We start from the raw sequence: 15,333 nt of genomic DNA, 5'->3' as shown, positions 1-15,333 counted from the left end.
CACAACCATACTTATATTCTATTTTTGCTAAAAATGAAATTACAATGATAACTACAGACCATTACACAGGTCTATTTGATCGCCTTGGTGCGTTAAGGAGGTATCTTTGACGTTGATGCCAAACTTATTGAAATAGAAAACGAACAAGAAAAAACCTTGGCTCCAGATTTTTGGGATAATGCTCAAAAAGCCCAAGAACATATGAAATTTATCCAATCGAAAAAGAAATGGGTAGACGATTATACAGCAGCAGAAAATCTAGTTAATGATTTTGAGGTTCTCCTTGAATTTTTAAAGGAAGGAGATGTTTCCGAAGAAGAGGTTGAAGCTCATTATAAAAAGACTTTAGATTCCATTGAGGATTTAGAGTTTAAAAATATGCTCTCTGACGAAGGTGACGAACTTACTGCTGTTCTTCAAATTACTGCAGGTGCTGGAGGTACGGAAAGTTGCGATTGGGCAGCAATGCTCATGCGTATGTATATGATGTGGAGCGAAAAAAACGGTTACAAAGTAAAAGAGCTTAACTACCAAGAAGGAGATGTAGCTGGTATTAAAACTGTTACTTTAGAAATTGATGGAGAATTTGCTTTTGGTTGGTTAAAAGGTGAAAATGGGGTGCATCGTTTGGTACGTATTTCCCCTTTTGACAGTAACGCTAAAAGGCATACATCTTTTGCTTCTGTTTACGTATACCCACTTGTAGATGACAGTATCGAGATTGCTATTAACCCCGCTGATATTGAAATAACTACAGCTCGTTCTAGTGGAGCTGGCGGACAAAATGTAAACAAAGTAGAAACCAAAGTTCAGCTTACCCACAAGCCAAGTGGTATTCAAATTTCTTGTTCCGACTCTAGAAGTCAACATGACAATAGAGCTACAGCATTAAAAATGCTCAAATCGCAATTATACGAGATTGAATTACGAAAAAAAATGGAAGCCAGACAAGAAATAGAATCTAGTAAGATGAAAATTGAATGGGGCTCTCAAATTCGTAATTATGTTATGCATCCTTACAAATTGGTTAAAGATGTTAGAACTGCCAAAGAAACAGGAAATGTAGATGCAGTGATGGATGGCGAAATTGGACAGTTTTTAAAAGCCTATCTAATGATGATGGGTCAAAAAGAAGAATAAAAACTAATTATGATAAAAATATACCATAACCCAAGATGCAGTAAATCTAGACAAGGATTACAAATTCTTGAAGATTCCGGAAAAGAATTTAAAGTAATTAAATATTTAGAAGAAGTACCTTCTAAAGAAGAACTACAAGAAGTCATTACACGTTTGGGAATTACTCCTATACAATTAATTCGAAAAAATGAAGCCATCTGGAAAGAATTGTTCAAAGGAAAAACACTTTCTGATGATGAAATAATTGAAGCTATGCTAACTTATCCTAAATTAATTGAAAGACCCATCGTGGTTAAAGATAATAAAGCTACTATAGGAAGACCTCCTGAAAATATAAAATTATTAATGGAGTAGTTTTATCCTTTTTTATAAATTTCTAAAATTATTGGTACATTTATTGAATATCAAATTGTTATAATAGAAAACTATTAGACTATAAATTTATAATTTAAAAGCAATGAAATTAAATATAAAATGTTTTTTGACTCTGGCTACCATACTTTTATTGGGCGGTGAATTACAAGCACAATACGGTTATGGAGGTGGTGGCTATGGTTATGGTGGCGGAGGTTATGGCAGAGGAGGCTATGGTAGGCAACGTAATTCTATACCGCAAGTTGAGACTACTCCTAAAAAGGAAGAACCAAAAACTGCAGCTCAAATAGTGGATAACGAAATGCCAAATATTACAGAAGCATTAAATCTTAATGAATTTGAAACCGCCGTATTAAGCTCAGTTTTAAAGAAATATCTACAACAAAGGATAGAAATGCAAATTTTGGAACTCAGCCCAGAACAAATGAGAGCTGGGATGGAAAAAATAACTAAGAACCAAGATGCAGAACTTAAAGCTGGTCTACCAATAGAAAAGTACGATGCTTTTGTTGCCATGCAAAAGAAAGGTATTGCCAAAACAAAAAAGGAAAACAAGAAAAAGAAAAAAAAGAAGAAGAAAAAGAACTCCAAAGATTAGAGACAAACAAAACCAATAATAAAAAAGGGATGAAATTTGAATTTCATCCCTTTTTTATTATGCTTCTCCACGAGCAGCTCGTTTAGCCTCCCGTCTTTCTTTTAATAATTCTTTAATATTACCGAATAACCAATAAGGCACTACAAAAGTTAACAAGAAAATCATTAACCAAAACCCTATGGTTAAAATGGTTAAAAATGATAAAAATCCTAAATATTGGTCAAAGTCAAACATGGTATATAATATTAACGATGCAAAGATACTTTTAAAAACATTAAAACTGCAAATCAAATTAAAAAAAAATAGACAATTGATTTTCTTAATTTTTAAACTTAGCCTTTACTTAGATAATAAACATGTACTAATTAAGAAAAACATGATCAAAATCATTGCACATTCTAAGTCCAATTATGACAGAACAACTATAGCTTAAAAAGCTACTTTTATAACAATAATAGCCGTAATTACAGCATAAAATAGATGGATATAAATACGTAATACCCTACCTTTGATACAAACAAAATCTTTTTAACAATGAGCTTTAGAATAGAAAAAGACACTATGGGAGAAGTTAAGGTCCCAAGTGATAAATATTGGGGAGCACAAACAGAACGCTCCAGAAATAATTTTAAAATAGGTCCATCTGCATCCATGCCGTTGGATATTGTTTATGGCTTTGCATATTTAAAAAAGGCTGCCGCTTACGCTAATTACGATTTAGGTGTTTTGGCTGTTGAAAAAAGAGACTTAATAGCAAAAGTTTGCGATGAAATTTTAACTGGAATGCACGATAATCAATTTCCCTTGGTTATTTGGCAAACTGGTTCTGGTACGCAAAGCAATATGAATGTAAACGAGGTTATTGCAAACCGTGCGCATGAAATTGCAGGAAAAAAAATAGGAGAAGGAGAAAAAACTATTCAACCAAATGACGATGTAAACAAATCTCAATCTTCCAATGACACCTTTCCGACAGGAATGCACATTGCTGCTTACAAAAAGATATTAGAAACTACTATTCCTGGTGTAAGCCAACTAAGAGACACTTTCGCTAAAAAAGCAAAAGAATTTAACAATGTAGTAAAAATTGGTAGAACCCATTTAATGGATGCTACCCCCCTAACCTTAGGACAAGAGTTCTCTGGCTATGTATCTCAGCTAGATCATGGATTAAAGGCGTTAGAAAATACTTTAAGTCATTTAAGTGAATTAGCTTTAGGAGGTACTGCTGTAGGAACAGGGTTAAATACTCCGAAAGGGTATGATGTTTTAGTTGCTAAATATATCGCTGAATTTTCTGGTTTTCCTTTCATTACGGCTGAAAATAAATTTGAAGCACTTGCTGCTCATGATGCAATTGTAGAAAGCCATGGTGCCCTAAAACAATTAGCAGTTTCTTTAAACAAAATAGCTAATGATATAAGAATGATGGCCTCGGGACCTCGCTCAGGAATTGGAGAAATTATTATCCCTGCTAATGAACCTGGAAGTTCTATTATGCCGGGAAAAGTAAACCCAACACAATGCGAAGCACTTACCATGGTTTGCGCACAAGTAATGGGTAACGACGTAGCCATATCCATAGGAGGAACACAAGGACATTATGAACTAAATGTTTTTAAACCACTAATGGCTGCCAATATATTGCAATCTGCCCAATTAATTGGAGATGCTTGTATTAGTTTTGATATTCATTGTGCTGCGGGAATAGAACCAAACCATAGCGTTATTAAAGAATTACTAAACAACTCTTTAATGCTTGTAACTGCTTTAAATACTAAAATTGGATATTATAAAGCTGCTGAAATTGCAAATACTGCCCACAAAAATGGAACTACATTAAAAGAAGAAGCAGTTAACTTAGGTTACGTTACGGCGGAAGATTACGATGACTGGGTTAAACCAGAAGAAATGGTTGGTAGTCTTAACTAAGAATTACAAAATAATACGTAAAAAAAAGAGCCAATCAAAAATGATTGGCTCTTTTATATTAATGGATAGTGTGTGTACTATTTTAATGTGAACTTAGAAGTTCCAAGTAATTTTAATTTATCATCATAAACGTTTACCATATAGTTACCTTTTTGGAAATCTCCAGAAGGCTTACCTATATAATCACAAACATCTAAAGACTTGTTCTCATAATAGAAACTAGTCCCTTTACTATATGTAACAGAAGCACCAGAGTCATTAGTTTTAGAATAACTTTCTCCTAAAACATTTCCTTGAGGATCTAACACCTCTATAAAGAATTCTCTATCGCCAGCGCCTGCTATAACATTATCCGCTACAGTAAAACAGATTTTAAATTTGTCTGTTCTACCCGCTCTAGAAGTTGATACTAATTTTCCACTGTTACGCTCTTTAACTGCATCTACAGAGAATTTAGATAAGTTTAAGGCAGATCCTTTTTCAACTACATCAGCTAACTGTGTATTTTGCACTACTAAAGAATCATTAAAAACTGTTTGTTTTTCCAATTCTACATACGTACTATCTCTTTGCATTGCGATAAGTGTATTAGATTTGGTAAGAGAATCTACTTGTTTTAATAACTGCTCTCTTTCTGCCTTTAATACTCTAACTTGTCTTCTATATCTAGATAAAGACGCAATATCTCCTTTCATAGCTTTAACAGAATCAATATATTTTGCAATGTTATCTCTTGCAGAAACTAATTCTTCATTAGTTGCATTACTTTCCAAAATTGCTTTGTCGTATTCAGATTTTAAGCTGTTTAAATCTTCTACTACTAATTCTTTCTCTTTGGTAAGAACAGTTTCTGTCTTTTTCTTTTCTTGATAAAGACTAACAGTATAGATTATAACACCTAATAAAATTACCCCTAAAAGTCCTGCTAGAACTTTTAAACCATTGTTATTTTTCGATTCACTCATAATGTAAAAAATTAATTAATCTTGTTTAACTTTTATAAAATTGGTTGTTTGTTCTCTTATATACGCAGCAAAGCGCGATTTAGATTTTTGAAGGTAAGAAATAATTCTATTTATCGTTCTTATTATTTCACACTTATTTTCTTTTATCCTAAATTAGATTAATTCCGCCTTTATCACCACAACTTCTATAAAAGTAAAACACACAAAAACTTTCACATTTAAAACTATCGCTAAACAATTACATTCTTTTAATAGGTAAGAAAATAATATCCCGATTAAAACTAAAAAAGCCTCTAACTTGTCCGTTAGAGGCTTTTTTTATTTTAATAAGAAAGAAACTAATTATCGAATTAGTTTCTTATACTTAATTCGTTTAGGCATTAAATCTCCTCCCAAACGGGCTTTTTTATTTTCTTCATAATCAGAGAAAGAACCTTCAAAGAAATATACTTGCGAATCCCCTTCAAAAGCTAAAATATGAGTACAGATACGATCTAAGAACCAACGGTCGTGAGAAATAACTACTGCACATCCTGCAAAATTTTCCAAACCTTCTTCTAATGCCCTTAATGTATTCACATCCAAATCGTTGGTAGGCTCATCTAAAAGCAAAACATTACCCTCCTCTTTTAATGTCATCGCCAAATGCAAACGGTTACGTTCTCCACCAGAAAGCATACTTACCTTCTTGTTTTGTTCACTACCAGAGAAATTAAATCGACTTAGATAGGCTCTAGAATTTACTTGCCTTCCTCCCATCATAATCAACTCTTGCTCATCACTAAAATTTTGCCAAATAGTTTTTTCAGGATCAATATTAGAATGACTTTGATCTACATAGGCAATTTTAGCTGTTTCTCCAACCACAAATTCTCCTTTGTCAGGAGTTTCCTCCCCCATTATCATCCTAAAAATAGTAGTTTTACCAGCTCCATTTGGACCAATAATACCAACAATACCCGCTTGCGGCAAATTAAATTTTAAATCCTCATAAAGTAATTTATCGTCATAAGCTTTACTTACTCCCGTGGCCTCTATAACATTGGTACCTAACCTAGGACCATTAGGAATGTAAATTTCTAATTTTTCATCTAGTTGTTTTTGGTCTTGACTCATTAACTTGTCATAATTCTTAAGACGTGCTTTCTGTTTCGTTTGCCTACCTTTAGCTCCTTGACGAACCCACTCTAACTCTCGCTCTAATGTTTTTTGTCTTTTAGATGCCGTTTTACTTTCTTGAGCTAAACGTTTAGATTTTTGATCTAACCAAGAAGAATAATTCCCTTTCCACGGAATACCTTCCCCTCTATCCAATTCTAAAATCCAACCAGCAACATTGTCTAAGAAATATCTATCATGCGTAACTGCTATAACAGTACCTTTATATTGTGCCAAGTGGTGCTCTAACCAATGTACCGATTCTGCATCTAAATGGTTCGTAGGCTCATCTAACAATAAAATTTCTGGTTCCTGAAGAAGTAACCTACACAATGCAACGCGCCTTCTTTCTCCTCCAGAAAGTACACTTATTTTTTTATCTGGCTCTGGTGTGCGTAAGGCATCCATTGCAATTTCTAACTTTGTATCTAATTCCCATGCATTAGAAGCATCTATTTGGTCTTGTAAAACAGCTTGCCGAGCCATTAACTTTTCCATTTTATCTGCATCAGAATATACTTCTTCTAACCCAAACTGGTCATTAATACTATTGTATTCTTCTAATATTGCTACTGTCTCAGCAGCTCCTTCTTTTACTATTTCTAGCACTGTTTTTTCCTCATCTAACTTAGGCTCTTGCTCCAAGTAGCCTACTTTATACCCAGGAGAAAAAACAACATCTCCTTGGAAATTTTTATCTACTCCCGCTATTATTTTTAACAAGGTAGATTTTCCAGAACCATTAAGTCCCAAAATTCCAATTTTTGCTCCGTAAAAAAAGCTTAAGTGTATGTTTTTTAAAACTGGTGTATTTGCTGTTTTAAATGTCTTGGTAACCCCAGACATAGAGAAGATTACTTTCTTATCGTCGGACATAGTATGTTTTTAATATGAAAAAGTGTGAAATTTGTATTATACTCTACCTTTTAGGGCGTTAAAAACCCAAGCAATGGCAAAAAAACCGATTCCTACTGAGGCAAAACCTATACCAGACACTTCTCTATATTTAAAAGCGCCTAGTGCTATTAAAGCCACCCCCACGAATATCATAATAAACGTTGCCCACGCCAGTACGGTATTTTTATTCATTCCCATAGTATTTTTTGGTTTAGTTTTTTGGTAATTCCAAATATCGTAAAAATTCCAACATTTATATGCGAAACGCTTACTTTATTCTTCAAAAGGAAAAACAACACCAATTTTTGCACGAATAGAATCTAATAATTCCGCAAGTTCAATACTATTTACATGTGTCCATAAATTACTTTCCATCTTGTTATCTATAATACAATGTTGCACTTCTTCTATTTCATGAGAAAAACCAATTCCTTTTGTAGGCAAAGAAACTGTTTCTAAATTTTCCTCTATTTGCATTGTATAGCCTTGAGCCGCATGCCACCTTTCCGGAATTACAATAGACCCAACAGAACCGGAAAACTCAGCAATAGTTTGAGAATTAGAAGTTAATCCGGAATATAACATTGCCTGCGCATTTTCATATTTAAATATCATTGACGTTTGCACCTCCACTCCCGTTTCATAAAAATTAGAGGTTGCCAAAATTGATTGTGGCTTCCCCAAAAACAAATAAGCAAGAAAAACAGGATAAATACCTATATCTAACAAAGAACCTCCTGCCAAATCCGGATTTAATAACCGGCTATCTTTTTCTCTTTCTGTGCCATAAAAAGCAAAATTTGCATACAAATAACTAAGTTTCCCTATCTCCCCATTGTCCACAAGCTGTTTAACTTTTTTAATAGCCGGATTAAATCTACTCCACAAACCCTCCATTAAAAAAACGTTATTCTTTTTAGACGCTGCCACCATAGCCTTTACCTCCTTTGCATTAACTCCTAATGGTTTTTCGCACAAAACATGCTTACCATGATTCATTGCTTTTACACTTAAATCCACATGTTTATTGTGAGGTGTTGCGATATAAATCACCTGAACTTCTTTATCATCAAAAAGTTCTTGATAACTTCCATAAGCCCTCTCTGCACTATACTCTCTAGCAAAATTTTCTGCTTTATCTAAATCTCTAGAAGCAACTGCGGACAGCAGTGCATTAGGCACTAAACGTAAATCAGAAGCAAACTTTTTAGCAATATTTCCTGGTCCAAGAATCCCCCATTTTATCATAATTCTCTTTTTGATTTTTCAATTTTATCAAATGTAATCAATTTTACTCCTTATCTTTATCCAGACTATTAAAGAAAAAACAGGAATGGATTTAAGCTTCAACAAAAACGAAGACCACAATAAATTACTTTTATCAGAATTAAGAAAAAAACTAGCTCAAATAAAATTGGGTGGAGGTAAATCTAGAATAGAAAAACAACATTCTCTAGGAAAAATGACTGCAAGAGAACGTATTGACTATTTATTAGATGACAAAAAAAACAGTATAGAAATTGGGGCCGTAGTAGGAGATGGCATGTATAAAGATCATGGTGGTTGCCCGTCAGGAGGTGTCATTATTAAAATGGGGTACGTTTCTGGAAAACAATGCCTTGTGGTAGCTAACGATGCCACTGTTAAAGCTGGCGCATGGTTTCCTATTACCGCTAAAAAGAATTTAAGAGCACAAGAAATTGCGATGGAAAACAGATTACCCATTATATATTTAGTAGATAGTGCTGGGGTTTATTTACCATTACAAGATGAGATTTTTCCTGATAAAGAACACTTTGGACGCATATTTAGAAATAATGCAAAAATGAGCAGCATGGGAATTACCCAAATATCTGCTGTTATGGGAAGTTGTGTCGCTGGTGGAGCATATTTACCTATTATGAGCGATGAAGCACTTATTGTAGATAAAACTGGAAGTATATTCCTTGCTGGAAGCTACCTTGTTAAAGCCGCAATTGGAGAACAAATTGATAATGAAACTTTAGGAGGCGCTTCAACCCATTGCGAAATTAGTGGCGTTACCGATTATAAAGAAAAAAATGATTCTTCTGCCTTAGATACCATAAAAGGAATCATGGGGAAAATCGGAGAATTTGAAAAAGCCGGATATAATCGCGATAAAGCTCTTAAACCAAAAGAGAACCCAGAGGATATATACGGTCTACTACCTGCTCTTAGGCATGAACAATACGATATGTTGGAAATTATAAAAAGAATAGTAGATAATTCTGACTTTGACCAATACAAAGAAGGCTATGGTAAAACCATTTTAACAGGTTACGCCAGAATAGATGGGTGGGCGGTAGGTATTGTTGCCAACCAAAGAAAAGTAGTAAAAACTACTAAAGGGGAAATGCAATTCGGAGGTGTAATTTATTCCGATTCTGCGGATAAAGCTACTCGATTTATTGCTAATTGTAACCAAAAGAAAATTCCTCTTGTTTTTCTTCAAGATGTTACTGGTTTTATGGTTGGTAGCAAAAGTGAACACGGCGGAATTATAAAAGACGGTGCAAAAATGGTAAATGCTGTTAGTAACTCTGTGGTTCCAAAATTTACCATTGTAATAGGAAATAGTTATGGCGCCGGTAATTATGCTATGTGCGGAAAAGCATATGATCCCAGGTTAATTGCAGCTTGGCCTAGTGCAGAACTTGCAGTAATGAGTGGTAACTCTGCTGCTAAAGTGCTTTTACAAATTGAAAAAGCTTCTCTAAAAAAGAAAGGAGAAACAATAACTCCAGAAAAAGAAGCAGAATTGTTTTCACAAATTAAGCAAAGGTATGACAATCAAGTATCCCCTTATTATGCAGCAGCTAGACTTTGGACTGATGCTATTATTGACCCTCTAGATACTAGAAAATGGATATCCATGGGAATAGAAGCAGCAAACCATGCTCCTATTGAAAAGCCCTTTAATTTAGGGGTTTTACAGGTTTAGACTCTCCAAAGTAGCCTTCCTATTTATTTTTCCGTTTGGGGTATATACAAAACAAGGTACAGAATGTGCCTCCTTGGGTATTTGGTATTTTCCAATATTGGGCAATTGTTTTATTTTACCAACAACTTCTAGCGTATCTATTTCTCCTTCGATAAGAAGTACCAATTTTTGACCTAAAATTTCATCAGGAATCCCCGCTACAAAAAAGCGATTTTTTATAATGCTCGATAGTTTTTCTTCTATTTGCTCTGGTATTAACTTTACACCTCCAGAATTTATAATAGAATCGTACCTACCTAGCCAAGTAAACTCTGTTTCTGAAAGTAGCTCTACTAAATCATTAGTAACCACTGGTATATTTGATATTTGCGGTGCATTAATTACTAAACACCCTCTATTGTCTTTAGATAATATTACTTCAGGAAGAGCTATAAATGTATTCTCCGAATTCTTGCTTATTTTTTTTAAAGCAATATGCGTAATGGTCTCGGTCATTCCATAAGTTTCAAAAACTCTGGTTTTTATGTCTTTTATTTTCTCTATTAACGTTAAAGACATTGGTGCTCCACCAATAATAACTGTTTTTATACTTTTAATTTTATCTAAAGAATTCTGTAGCTGCATAGGAACCATAGCCGAGAAATCAAAAGCTCTAGATATTCCTTCTAAAGGATTAGATTTTGCTGAAATAGCAGTTAAATGCAATCCTAAAACCATTGCCCTAACTAACATCATTTTACCTGCAATGTAACTTACCGACATGCATAGCAATGCCGAATCTTTAGGTTTTAGATGAAAGAAAGCCCCAGTAGCTCTAGCAGAATTAACCATATGTTTTTTCTGCAGTTCTATAGATTTAGGAACTCCTGTAGAACCCGATGTTTGCACTACGACAGTTTCAGTTGCATTGATCCATTGTTGCAGAAATTCTCCTATTTCTTTTTCAAAAGTTACTCCTTCTTTTATTAAATAACACGATAATTCAGTTATTCCTTTTTTAGAAACAACCACTCCATTTAGTTGAAAATCCGAATGTATGTTATTCCAATCCAATTTCTGAAATATTTTCCTCTAAAAAATCTTCTTTAGACTGTATTGAACCTGTCAATTTTTCTTTCCAATTAATCCAATTATACCTTTTAGAAAAGATATAAAGTAAAATTGGGAAAATCACAAAAATAGGAATAAACACATCTAAACCCAACTCAGGATCAGAAATGTCTCTATAGATAGAATCTGTTTGGAAAGCTGTCCAATCTGCGGTAACCAATAAAGCAGTTATTAAGTTATTAGCCGCATGAAACCCCAAAGCAAGTTCCAACCCCTCATCCATTAAAGTTAAAATTCCTAGAAAAAACCCTGTTCCTATATAAAACACCATGATACCGTACCCCAATTTTTCAACCTCCGGATTTGCTATATGCAGCAGGCCAAAAATCAAAGAAGTAATTACTAACGGAACCCATCTGTTTTTTGCCAAAATTCCTATCCCCTGCATTAAATAGCCCCTTAAAAAATATTCTTCGAAACTAGTTTGAATAGGTATAAACAAAATTGCCACTATTGCCAAAATAAGAAATGGTTCTAACTTAAAATTAAGTACATAATTTTCCGGAGATAGAAATACATCTATACCCAATAAAACTGCTGAAATAATCCCCCAAAGCAAAAAAGAGAAACTTACTCTTTTCCAATCTATTTTATTCCTAGAAGTTGTTAGTGCTATTATTTTTTGCTGATGTAATACAGATGCTGAAAAAAAAGTGGCAACCAAACCAAATGCAAAAGACAAAAGCATAAAAAAGAGAAAAAGATTAGAACCCAAAAGAGAACTCATGCCACCAATATCCTTCGGCATAGTAATTAAACTTTCTGATTTGGATACTAAAGCAATCATTAATGGAATCATGCCTATAATCTGCCATCCGACAAAAATAATTACAAGACCAACTATATATCTCCAAAAATCTTCCTTAGCTTTATAACCCTGTTCTATATACATAAATCTTTAATTAAATTTTCTTTCCAATTAGTTCTATTACCATATAATAATCTCCCTTCTTTAACCTCTAAGGGGCTAATAAAATTATTAGTAAATAAGGCTCCTGTACCTAATCCTTGAGGTATTTTATTACCCAATGTATAGGTCCATTGTGCAATTGCATTTAAACCAACATTACTTTCTAATGCACTTGTTACCCACCAGCCAACATTATACTTTTCTGCTAAAGAAATCCATTCTTCGCTTCCCTTATACCCCCCTACTAAACTTGGTTTTAATATAATGTATTGAGGTTTTATTATTTGTAGTAATTTTTCCTTTTCTGTTACAGCAGACACTCCAATTAACTCCTCATCCAACGCAATGGGCAAAGGTGTATTTTTACATAATTCCTGCATGGCTTCTACATTCCCTTGTTTTATAGGCTGCTCGATAGAGTGAATATCATAAACTGCTAGTTTTTTCAATTTTTCTAAAGCTATATCTTTGGAGAATGCTCCATTTGCATCTACTCGCAATTCTATTTGTTCTTTCGTATATTTTCTTCTTATTGCCGCTAAGAGAGAGAGCTCTGTTTTAAAATCTATAGCTCCAATTTTAAGTTTTATACATCGGAAACCTCGTTTTAATTTTTCTTCAATTTGCTCCAACATAAAATTCTCGTCTCCCATCCAAATTAGGCCATTTATATCAATAGAAGCCTCTTTTCTTGTAAAATTAGACGGATATAATAAAAAACTGTCTTCTGAATTTAAAGATAAAAAAGCCTGTTCTAGCCCAAATTGAATACTTGGAAAAGCCTCTAGAGTACTAAGTAATTTTTCTAATCCTATATGAATATTAGACACTACCCAATTTAATTTCTCCTCATATTCAGGCACATCATCTACACTAAGCCCTCTAAAAATACCACATTCTCCTATTCCCTTCTTACCGGCCTCTTCTAAAATAATAAACCAAGTTTCTTTGGTTGTTAAAATTCCCCTAGAAGTTCCACTTGGGCGTTTAAAGTTTAAATGATATTGCTTTACTATTGCTCTCATATACAGTCTTCGAATTTAGTAATATTTTATATCCTCTAAATAAAAAATCCTAAATAATAGAGAAGAATTAAAATTGTAATGCAAGCACAAAAAACAAACTGCGCTTTTATTTTTAAAAATAAAAGCGCAGTTTGTTTTTAAATTAGTAAACAACTTCGGGGCAAGCCCACGAGGCATTAGAAGAATAACTAGCATTGATTTCTACGCAAGCGTCGGAGCATTTAAATCTCGATTATCGAGTAAAAACTATGGTCTTTAAAAAGTTACTTAAAATTAAACCAAAAACGAACTCCTTCCGTAGTTCTATCTGTATTTAGACTTGTTTGCAACTGATTCGCCAAACGATTCATTAAACGAATACCCATAGAAGCTTCTGCTCTTTCTTCTGTATCTTCAGGCAAGCCTATTCCATTGTCGGTATATTCAAAAAAACCTTCTTGACCGTGATTTTTTCTAAGATGTATGTAAATTTTACCGTCAGTACCATCATCCGGAAAGGCGTATTTAAAAGAATTAGAAACTAACTCATTTAACATTAACCCAAAAGGTATTGCTCTATCAATATCTAATTCCACACCTTCTGCATCTATGGTAATATTAATATTATGACCACCTTTTTTATATACAGACTGCACACTATTAATTAAACTTTCAATATACCCCTGCATTTCGATAACCGAAAGATCTTCATTCTGATACAATTTTTGATGTATTAAAGCCATAGCTTTAACCCTACTCTTCCCCTCTTCTAAAGCGGCTATTGCAGCTTTGCTTCTTGTATTCTTGGTTTGCAAACTTAGCAAACTAGATACCATTTGCAGATTATTTTTAACCCTATGATGAATCTCTTTTAGGTGAGAATCTTTTTCTACCAATGCTTTTTCTATAATATGTTTTTGCTCTACAATAAGTCTTTGGCTTTTTATAATTCTTAAATAGGCATACACCAAACCAGCAAAACCAAGTAATAAGAAAACAAGAGAAACATAAACTATACTAATACGAGCATCTTTCGCTATCATTTCATTTCTAGAATCTTCTAAAGCTTGTTTTTGTTGCTCCATCATCTTTTTAGAATATTCTAAATCTTGGCCAACAACAGCTGCTAATTGCTGTTTTTTAAGAGAAGATTGATTTATACTAATTGAATCTTTCATTCTAATAACCCTACTTAAGTATGAAGCAGAGTTCTTGTAGTCTCCCGTCTTATTATAGTAAGAAGCAAACAGCTTATTTTTTTTAAGAATATTTTCAATTTTAATAGGAATGGTAGTATTACTAAGAATATCCGTAGTTTTCTCTAAGTCTCCCAATTGCATATGACATTCAGCCATTTCTAATGTATTTTCTACTTCAGCTGATGAGAACTTACCTTTATTAAATTCCTGAATGGTTTGCACACTTTTTTCCAGATAAGGCAAGGCATCTTCGTATTGCTTTAAAAGGACATAACATTTTCCTATGTTACCTTCAATAATACCTTTTAAATGGTTCGCTTCGGTTAATTGCTTCTCTGTTTTTACCTTAGTAACATCATTTAAAAATACATCTACAAAACCCTTGGCCTTTTTATAGGTACTTAGAGCGGTTGGCGTAGATTTATCTAGTCTTAGATAAGTACCAACATTATTATAAAATACTGCTTGTCCGTAAAAATCATCCTCGGCAATGAACTTTTTTTCTTCCTTAAAATAGTCATCCATAGCTTTTCTATGTAATCCTAAATTGGAATAAATATCATAAAAAGCCACATTTTCTGTTATTCCTAGCTCTTTCTTTTCTTTCCTAATTTCTATTTGCTTTGCGTACAACTCTAGCCTAGAGTAATTTTTATCTAATAAATTAAGAACTAAAGAATTAGATTTTTCTTCAAGACTCTCCTTTTTTTCATAAAGTTCTTTGGCTATAGCTAAACTCTTATCGTAGTCTCCTAAATCGTAATGTATTTGGGATTGCACAATTGCATACTTATTTATTGCAAGAGTATCGCCACTATGTTCAGATTCGTTAATATATAAATTGACAGAATCTAACCAATCATAAGCCGAGTTTTGAATATAACGGTTGGGAGTATTAAAAAAGAAACCGAATCTTACATCAGCATTTTCTAAGCTTTTAAATTTTTTAAATAAATTTTCCTTTTCAGGAAGCGCATCTTGTGCTAGAGAAAAAGTAATTGTAAAAAGACCCAGAAAAATGGTATAGACAAATTGTTTCCGTAAATTTTTCATATTAGTTATAAAGCAACAATTTCAAACATT

The 15,333-nt window shown here is 33.4% G+C and carries 14 protein-coding genes; 5 read left to right on the top strand and 9 right to left on the bottom strand.

Annotated features, from left to right (window positions below; all coding sequences use genetic code 11):
• The first annotated feature begins 44 nt into the window (after nt 1-44).
• From prfB to Q0856_RS05630, 3 genes are all read left to right on the top strand, one after another.
• Nucleotides 45-1,140 (top strand): peptide chain release factor 2 gene (prfB, locus tag Q0856_RS05640; protein WP_298476287.1). Its coding sequence is split into 2 segments (ribosomal slippage): nt 45-107 and nt 109-1,140, totalling 1,095 coding nucleotides; the frame shifts between segments, so codons are not numbered across the junction.
• Nucleotides 1,141-1,149: 9 nt separating this feature from the next.
• Nucleotides 1,150-1,494 carry an arsenate reductase (glutaredoxin) gene (gene arsC, locus Q0856_RS05635; RefSeq protein ID WP_298476291.1) on the top strand — a complete coding sequence of 115 codons (345 nt, stop codon included), beginning with the start codon at nt 1,150-1,152 and terminating at the stop codon, nt 1,492-1,494.
• A gap of 103 nt (nt 1,495-1,597) precedes the next feature.
• Nucleotides 1,598-2,113 (top strand): hypothetical protein, encoded by a 516-nt coding sequence (locus tag Q0856_RS05630; RefSeq protein WP_298476294.1) that lies wholly within the window; start codon nt 1,598-1,600, stop codon nt 2,111-2,113.
• A gap of 57 nt (nt 2,114-2,170) precedes the next feature.
• On the opposite strand, the gene Q0856_RS05625 is transcribed toward Q0856_RS05630, so the two are convergent.
• Complete coding sequence (locus tag Q0856_RS05625; RefSeq protein WP_298476299.1) at nt 2,171-2,347, bottom strand: hypothetical protein; 177 nt, start codon at nt 2,345-2,347, stop codon at nt 2,171-2,173.
• A gap of 300 nt (nt 2,348-2,647) precedes the next feature.
• Here Q0856_RS05625 and fumC point away from each other — a divergent pair, with 300 nt between their 5' ends.
• Nucleotides 2,648-4,045: a class II fumarate hydratase gene (gene fumC, locus Q0856_RS05620; protein ID WP_298476302.1), complete on the top strand. Its 1,398-nt coding sequence runs from the start codon at nt 2,648-2,650 to the stop codon at nt 4,043-4,045.
• A 77-nt stretch (nt 4,046-4,122) separates the two neighbouring features.
• On the opposite strand, the gene Q0856_RS05615 is transcribed toward fumC, so the two are convergent.
• The 4 genes from Q0856_RS05615 to Q0856_RS05600 form a co-directional block, all read right to left on the bottom strand.
• Nucleotides 4,123-5,010 (bottom strand): hypothetical protein, encoded by an 888-nt coding sequence (locus Q0856_RS05615; RefSeq protein ID WP_298476305.1) that lies wholly within the window; start codon nt 5,008-5,010, stop codon nt 4,123-4,125.
• Nucleotides 5,011-5,352: 342 nt separating this feature from the next.
• Nucleotides 5,353-7,044, bottom strand: coding sequence for an energy-dependent translational throttle protein EttA (gene ettA / locus Q0856_RS05610; protein ID WP_298503351.1), 1,692 nt, complete (start codon nt 7,042-7,044; stop codon nt 5,353-5,355).
• Nucleotides 7,045-7,080: 36 nt separating this feature from the next.
• Entirely contained in the window at nt 7,081-7,263 is a 183-nt protein-coding gene (locus Q0856_RS05605; RefSeq protein ID WP_291868584.1) for a CAL67264 family membrane protein, read from the bottom strand.
• A gap of 75 nt (nt 7,264-7,338) precedes the next feature.
• Nucleotides 7,339-8,313 (bottom strand): Gfo/Idh/MocA family oxidoreductase, encoded by a 975-nt coding sequence (locus Q0856_RS05600; protein ID WP_298476313.1) that lies wholly within the window; start codon nt 8,311-8,313, stop codon nt 7,339-7,341.
• An 85-nt stretch (nt 8,314-8,398) separates the two neighbouring features.
• Here Q0856_RS05600 and Q0856_RS05595 point away from each other — a divergent pair, with 85 nt between their 5' ends.
• Nucleotides 8,399-10,027: a carboxyl transferase domain-containing protein gene (locus Q0856_RS05595; protein ID WP_298503349.1), complete on the top strand. Its 1,629-nt coding sequence runs from the start codon at nt 8,399-8,401 to the stop codon at nt 10,025-10,027.
• Here the strand turns inward: Q0856_RS05595 and Q0856_RS05590 are convergent.
• From Q0856_RS05590 to Q0856_RS05575, 4 genes are all read right to left on the bottom strand, one after another.
• Complete coding sequence (locus Q0856_RS05590) at nt 10,016-11,080, bottom strand: AMP-binding protein (protein WP_298503346.1); 1,065 nt, start codon at nt 11,078-11,080, stop codon at nt 10,016-10,018. The genes Q0856_RS05595 and Q0856_RS05590 overlap by 12 nt on opposite strands.
• Nucleotides 11,067-12,029 carry a CPBP family intramembrane glutamic endopeptidase gene (locus Q0856_RS05585; protein WP_298503344.1) on the bottom strand — a complete coding sequence of 321 codons (963 nt, stop codon included), beginning with the start codon at nt 12,027-12,029 and terminating at the stop codon, nt 11,067-11,069. The genes Q0856_RS05590 and Q0856_RS05585 overlap by 14 nt, the downstream gene beginning before the upstream one ends.
• Nucleotides 12,020-13,072, bottom strand: coding sequence for an o-succinylbenzoate synthase (locus Q0856_RS05580; protein ID WP_298503342.1), 1,053 nt, complete (start codon nt 13,070-13,072; stop codon nt 12,020-12,022). The genes Q0856_RS05585 and Q0856_RS05580 overlap by 10 nt, the downstream gene beginning before the upstream one ends.
• A gap of 263 nt (nt 13,073-13,335) precedes the next feature.
• Nucleotides 13,336-15,303, bottom strand: a complete 1,968-nt coding sequence (locus tag Q0856_RS05575) for a sensor histidine kinase (protein ID WP_298503340.1) — start codon at nt 15,301-15,303, stop codon at nt 13,336-13,338.
• Nucleotides 15,304-15,333 lie beyond the last annotated feature (30 nt).

This window comes from uncultured Maribacter sp. (assembly GCF_947496775.1).
In the GTDB taxonomy this organism is placed as follows: Bacteria; Bacteroidota; Bacteroidia; order Flavobacteriales; family Flavobacteriaceae; genus Maribacter_B.
This window is presented reverse-complemented; position numbering and strand designations above follow the sequence as displayed.

Bases quoted from the DNA above. Each gene is read 5' to 3' on its own strand.
- arsC (WP_298476291.1), top strand. From the start codon at position 1,150: ATGATAAAAATATACCATAACCCAAGATGCAGTAAATCTAGACAAGGA.
- Q0856_RS05605 (WP_291868584.1), bottom strand. From the start codon at position 7,263: ATGGGAATGAATAAAAATACCGTACTGGCGTGGGCAACGTTTATTATG.
- Q0856_RS05595 (WP_298503349.1), top strand. From the start codon at position 8,399: ATGGATTTAAGCTTCAACAAAAACGAAGACCACAATAAATTACTTTTA.
- Q0856_RS05600 (WP_298476313.1), bottom strand. From the start codon at position 8,313: ATGATAAAATGGGGGATTCTTGGACCAGGAAATATTGCTAAAAAGTTT.
- Q0856_RS05580 (WP_298503342.1), bottom strand. From the start codon at position 13,072: ATGAGAGCAATAGTAAAGCAATATCATTTAAACTTTAAACGCCCAAGT.
- Q0856_RS05615 (WP_298476305.1), bottom strand. From the start codon at position 5,010: ATGAGTGAATCGAAAAATAACAATGGTTTAAAAGTTCTAGCAGGACTT.
- fumC (WP_298476302.1), top strand. From the start codon at position 2,648: ATGAGCTTTAGAATAGAAAAAGACACTATGGGAGAAGTTAAGGTCCCA.
- Q0856_RS05625 (WP_298476299.1), bottom strand. From the start codon at position 2,347: ATGTTTGACTTTGACCAATATTTAGGATTTTTATCATTTTTAACCATT.
- Q0856_RS05575 (WP_298503340.1), bottom strand. From the start codon at position 15,303: ATGAAAAATTTACGGAAACAATTTGTCTATACCATTTTTCTGGGTCTT.
- ettA (WP_298503351.1), bottom strand. From the start codon at position 7,044: ATGTCCGACGATAAGAAAGTAATCTTCTCTATGTCTGGGGTTACCAAG.
- Q0856_RS05630 (WP_298476294.1), top strand. From the start codon at position 1,598: ATGAAATTAAATATAAAATGTTTTTTGACTCTGGCTACCATACTTTTA.
- Q0856_RS05585 (WP_298503344.1), bottom strand. From the start codon at position 12,029: ATGTATATAGAACAGGGTTATAAAGCTAAGGAAGATTTTTGGAGATAT.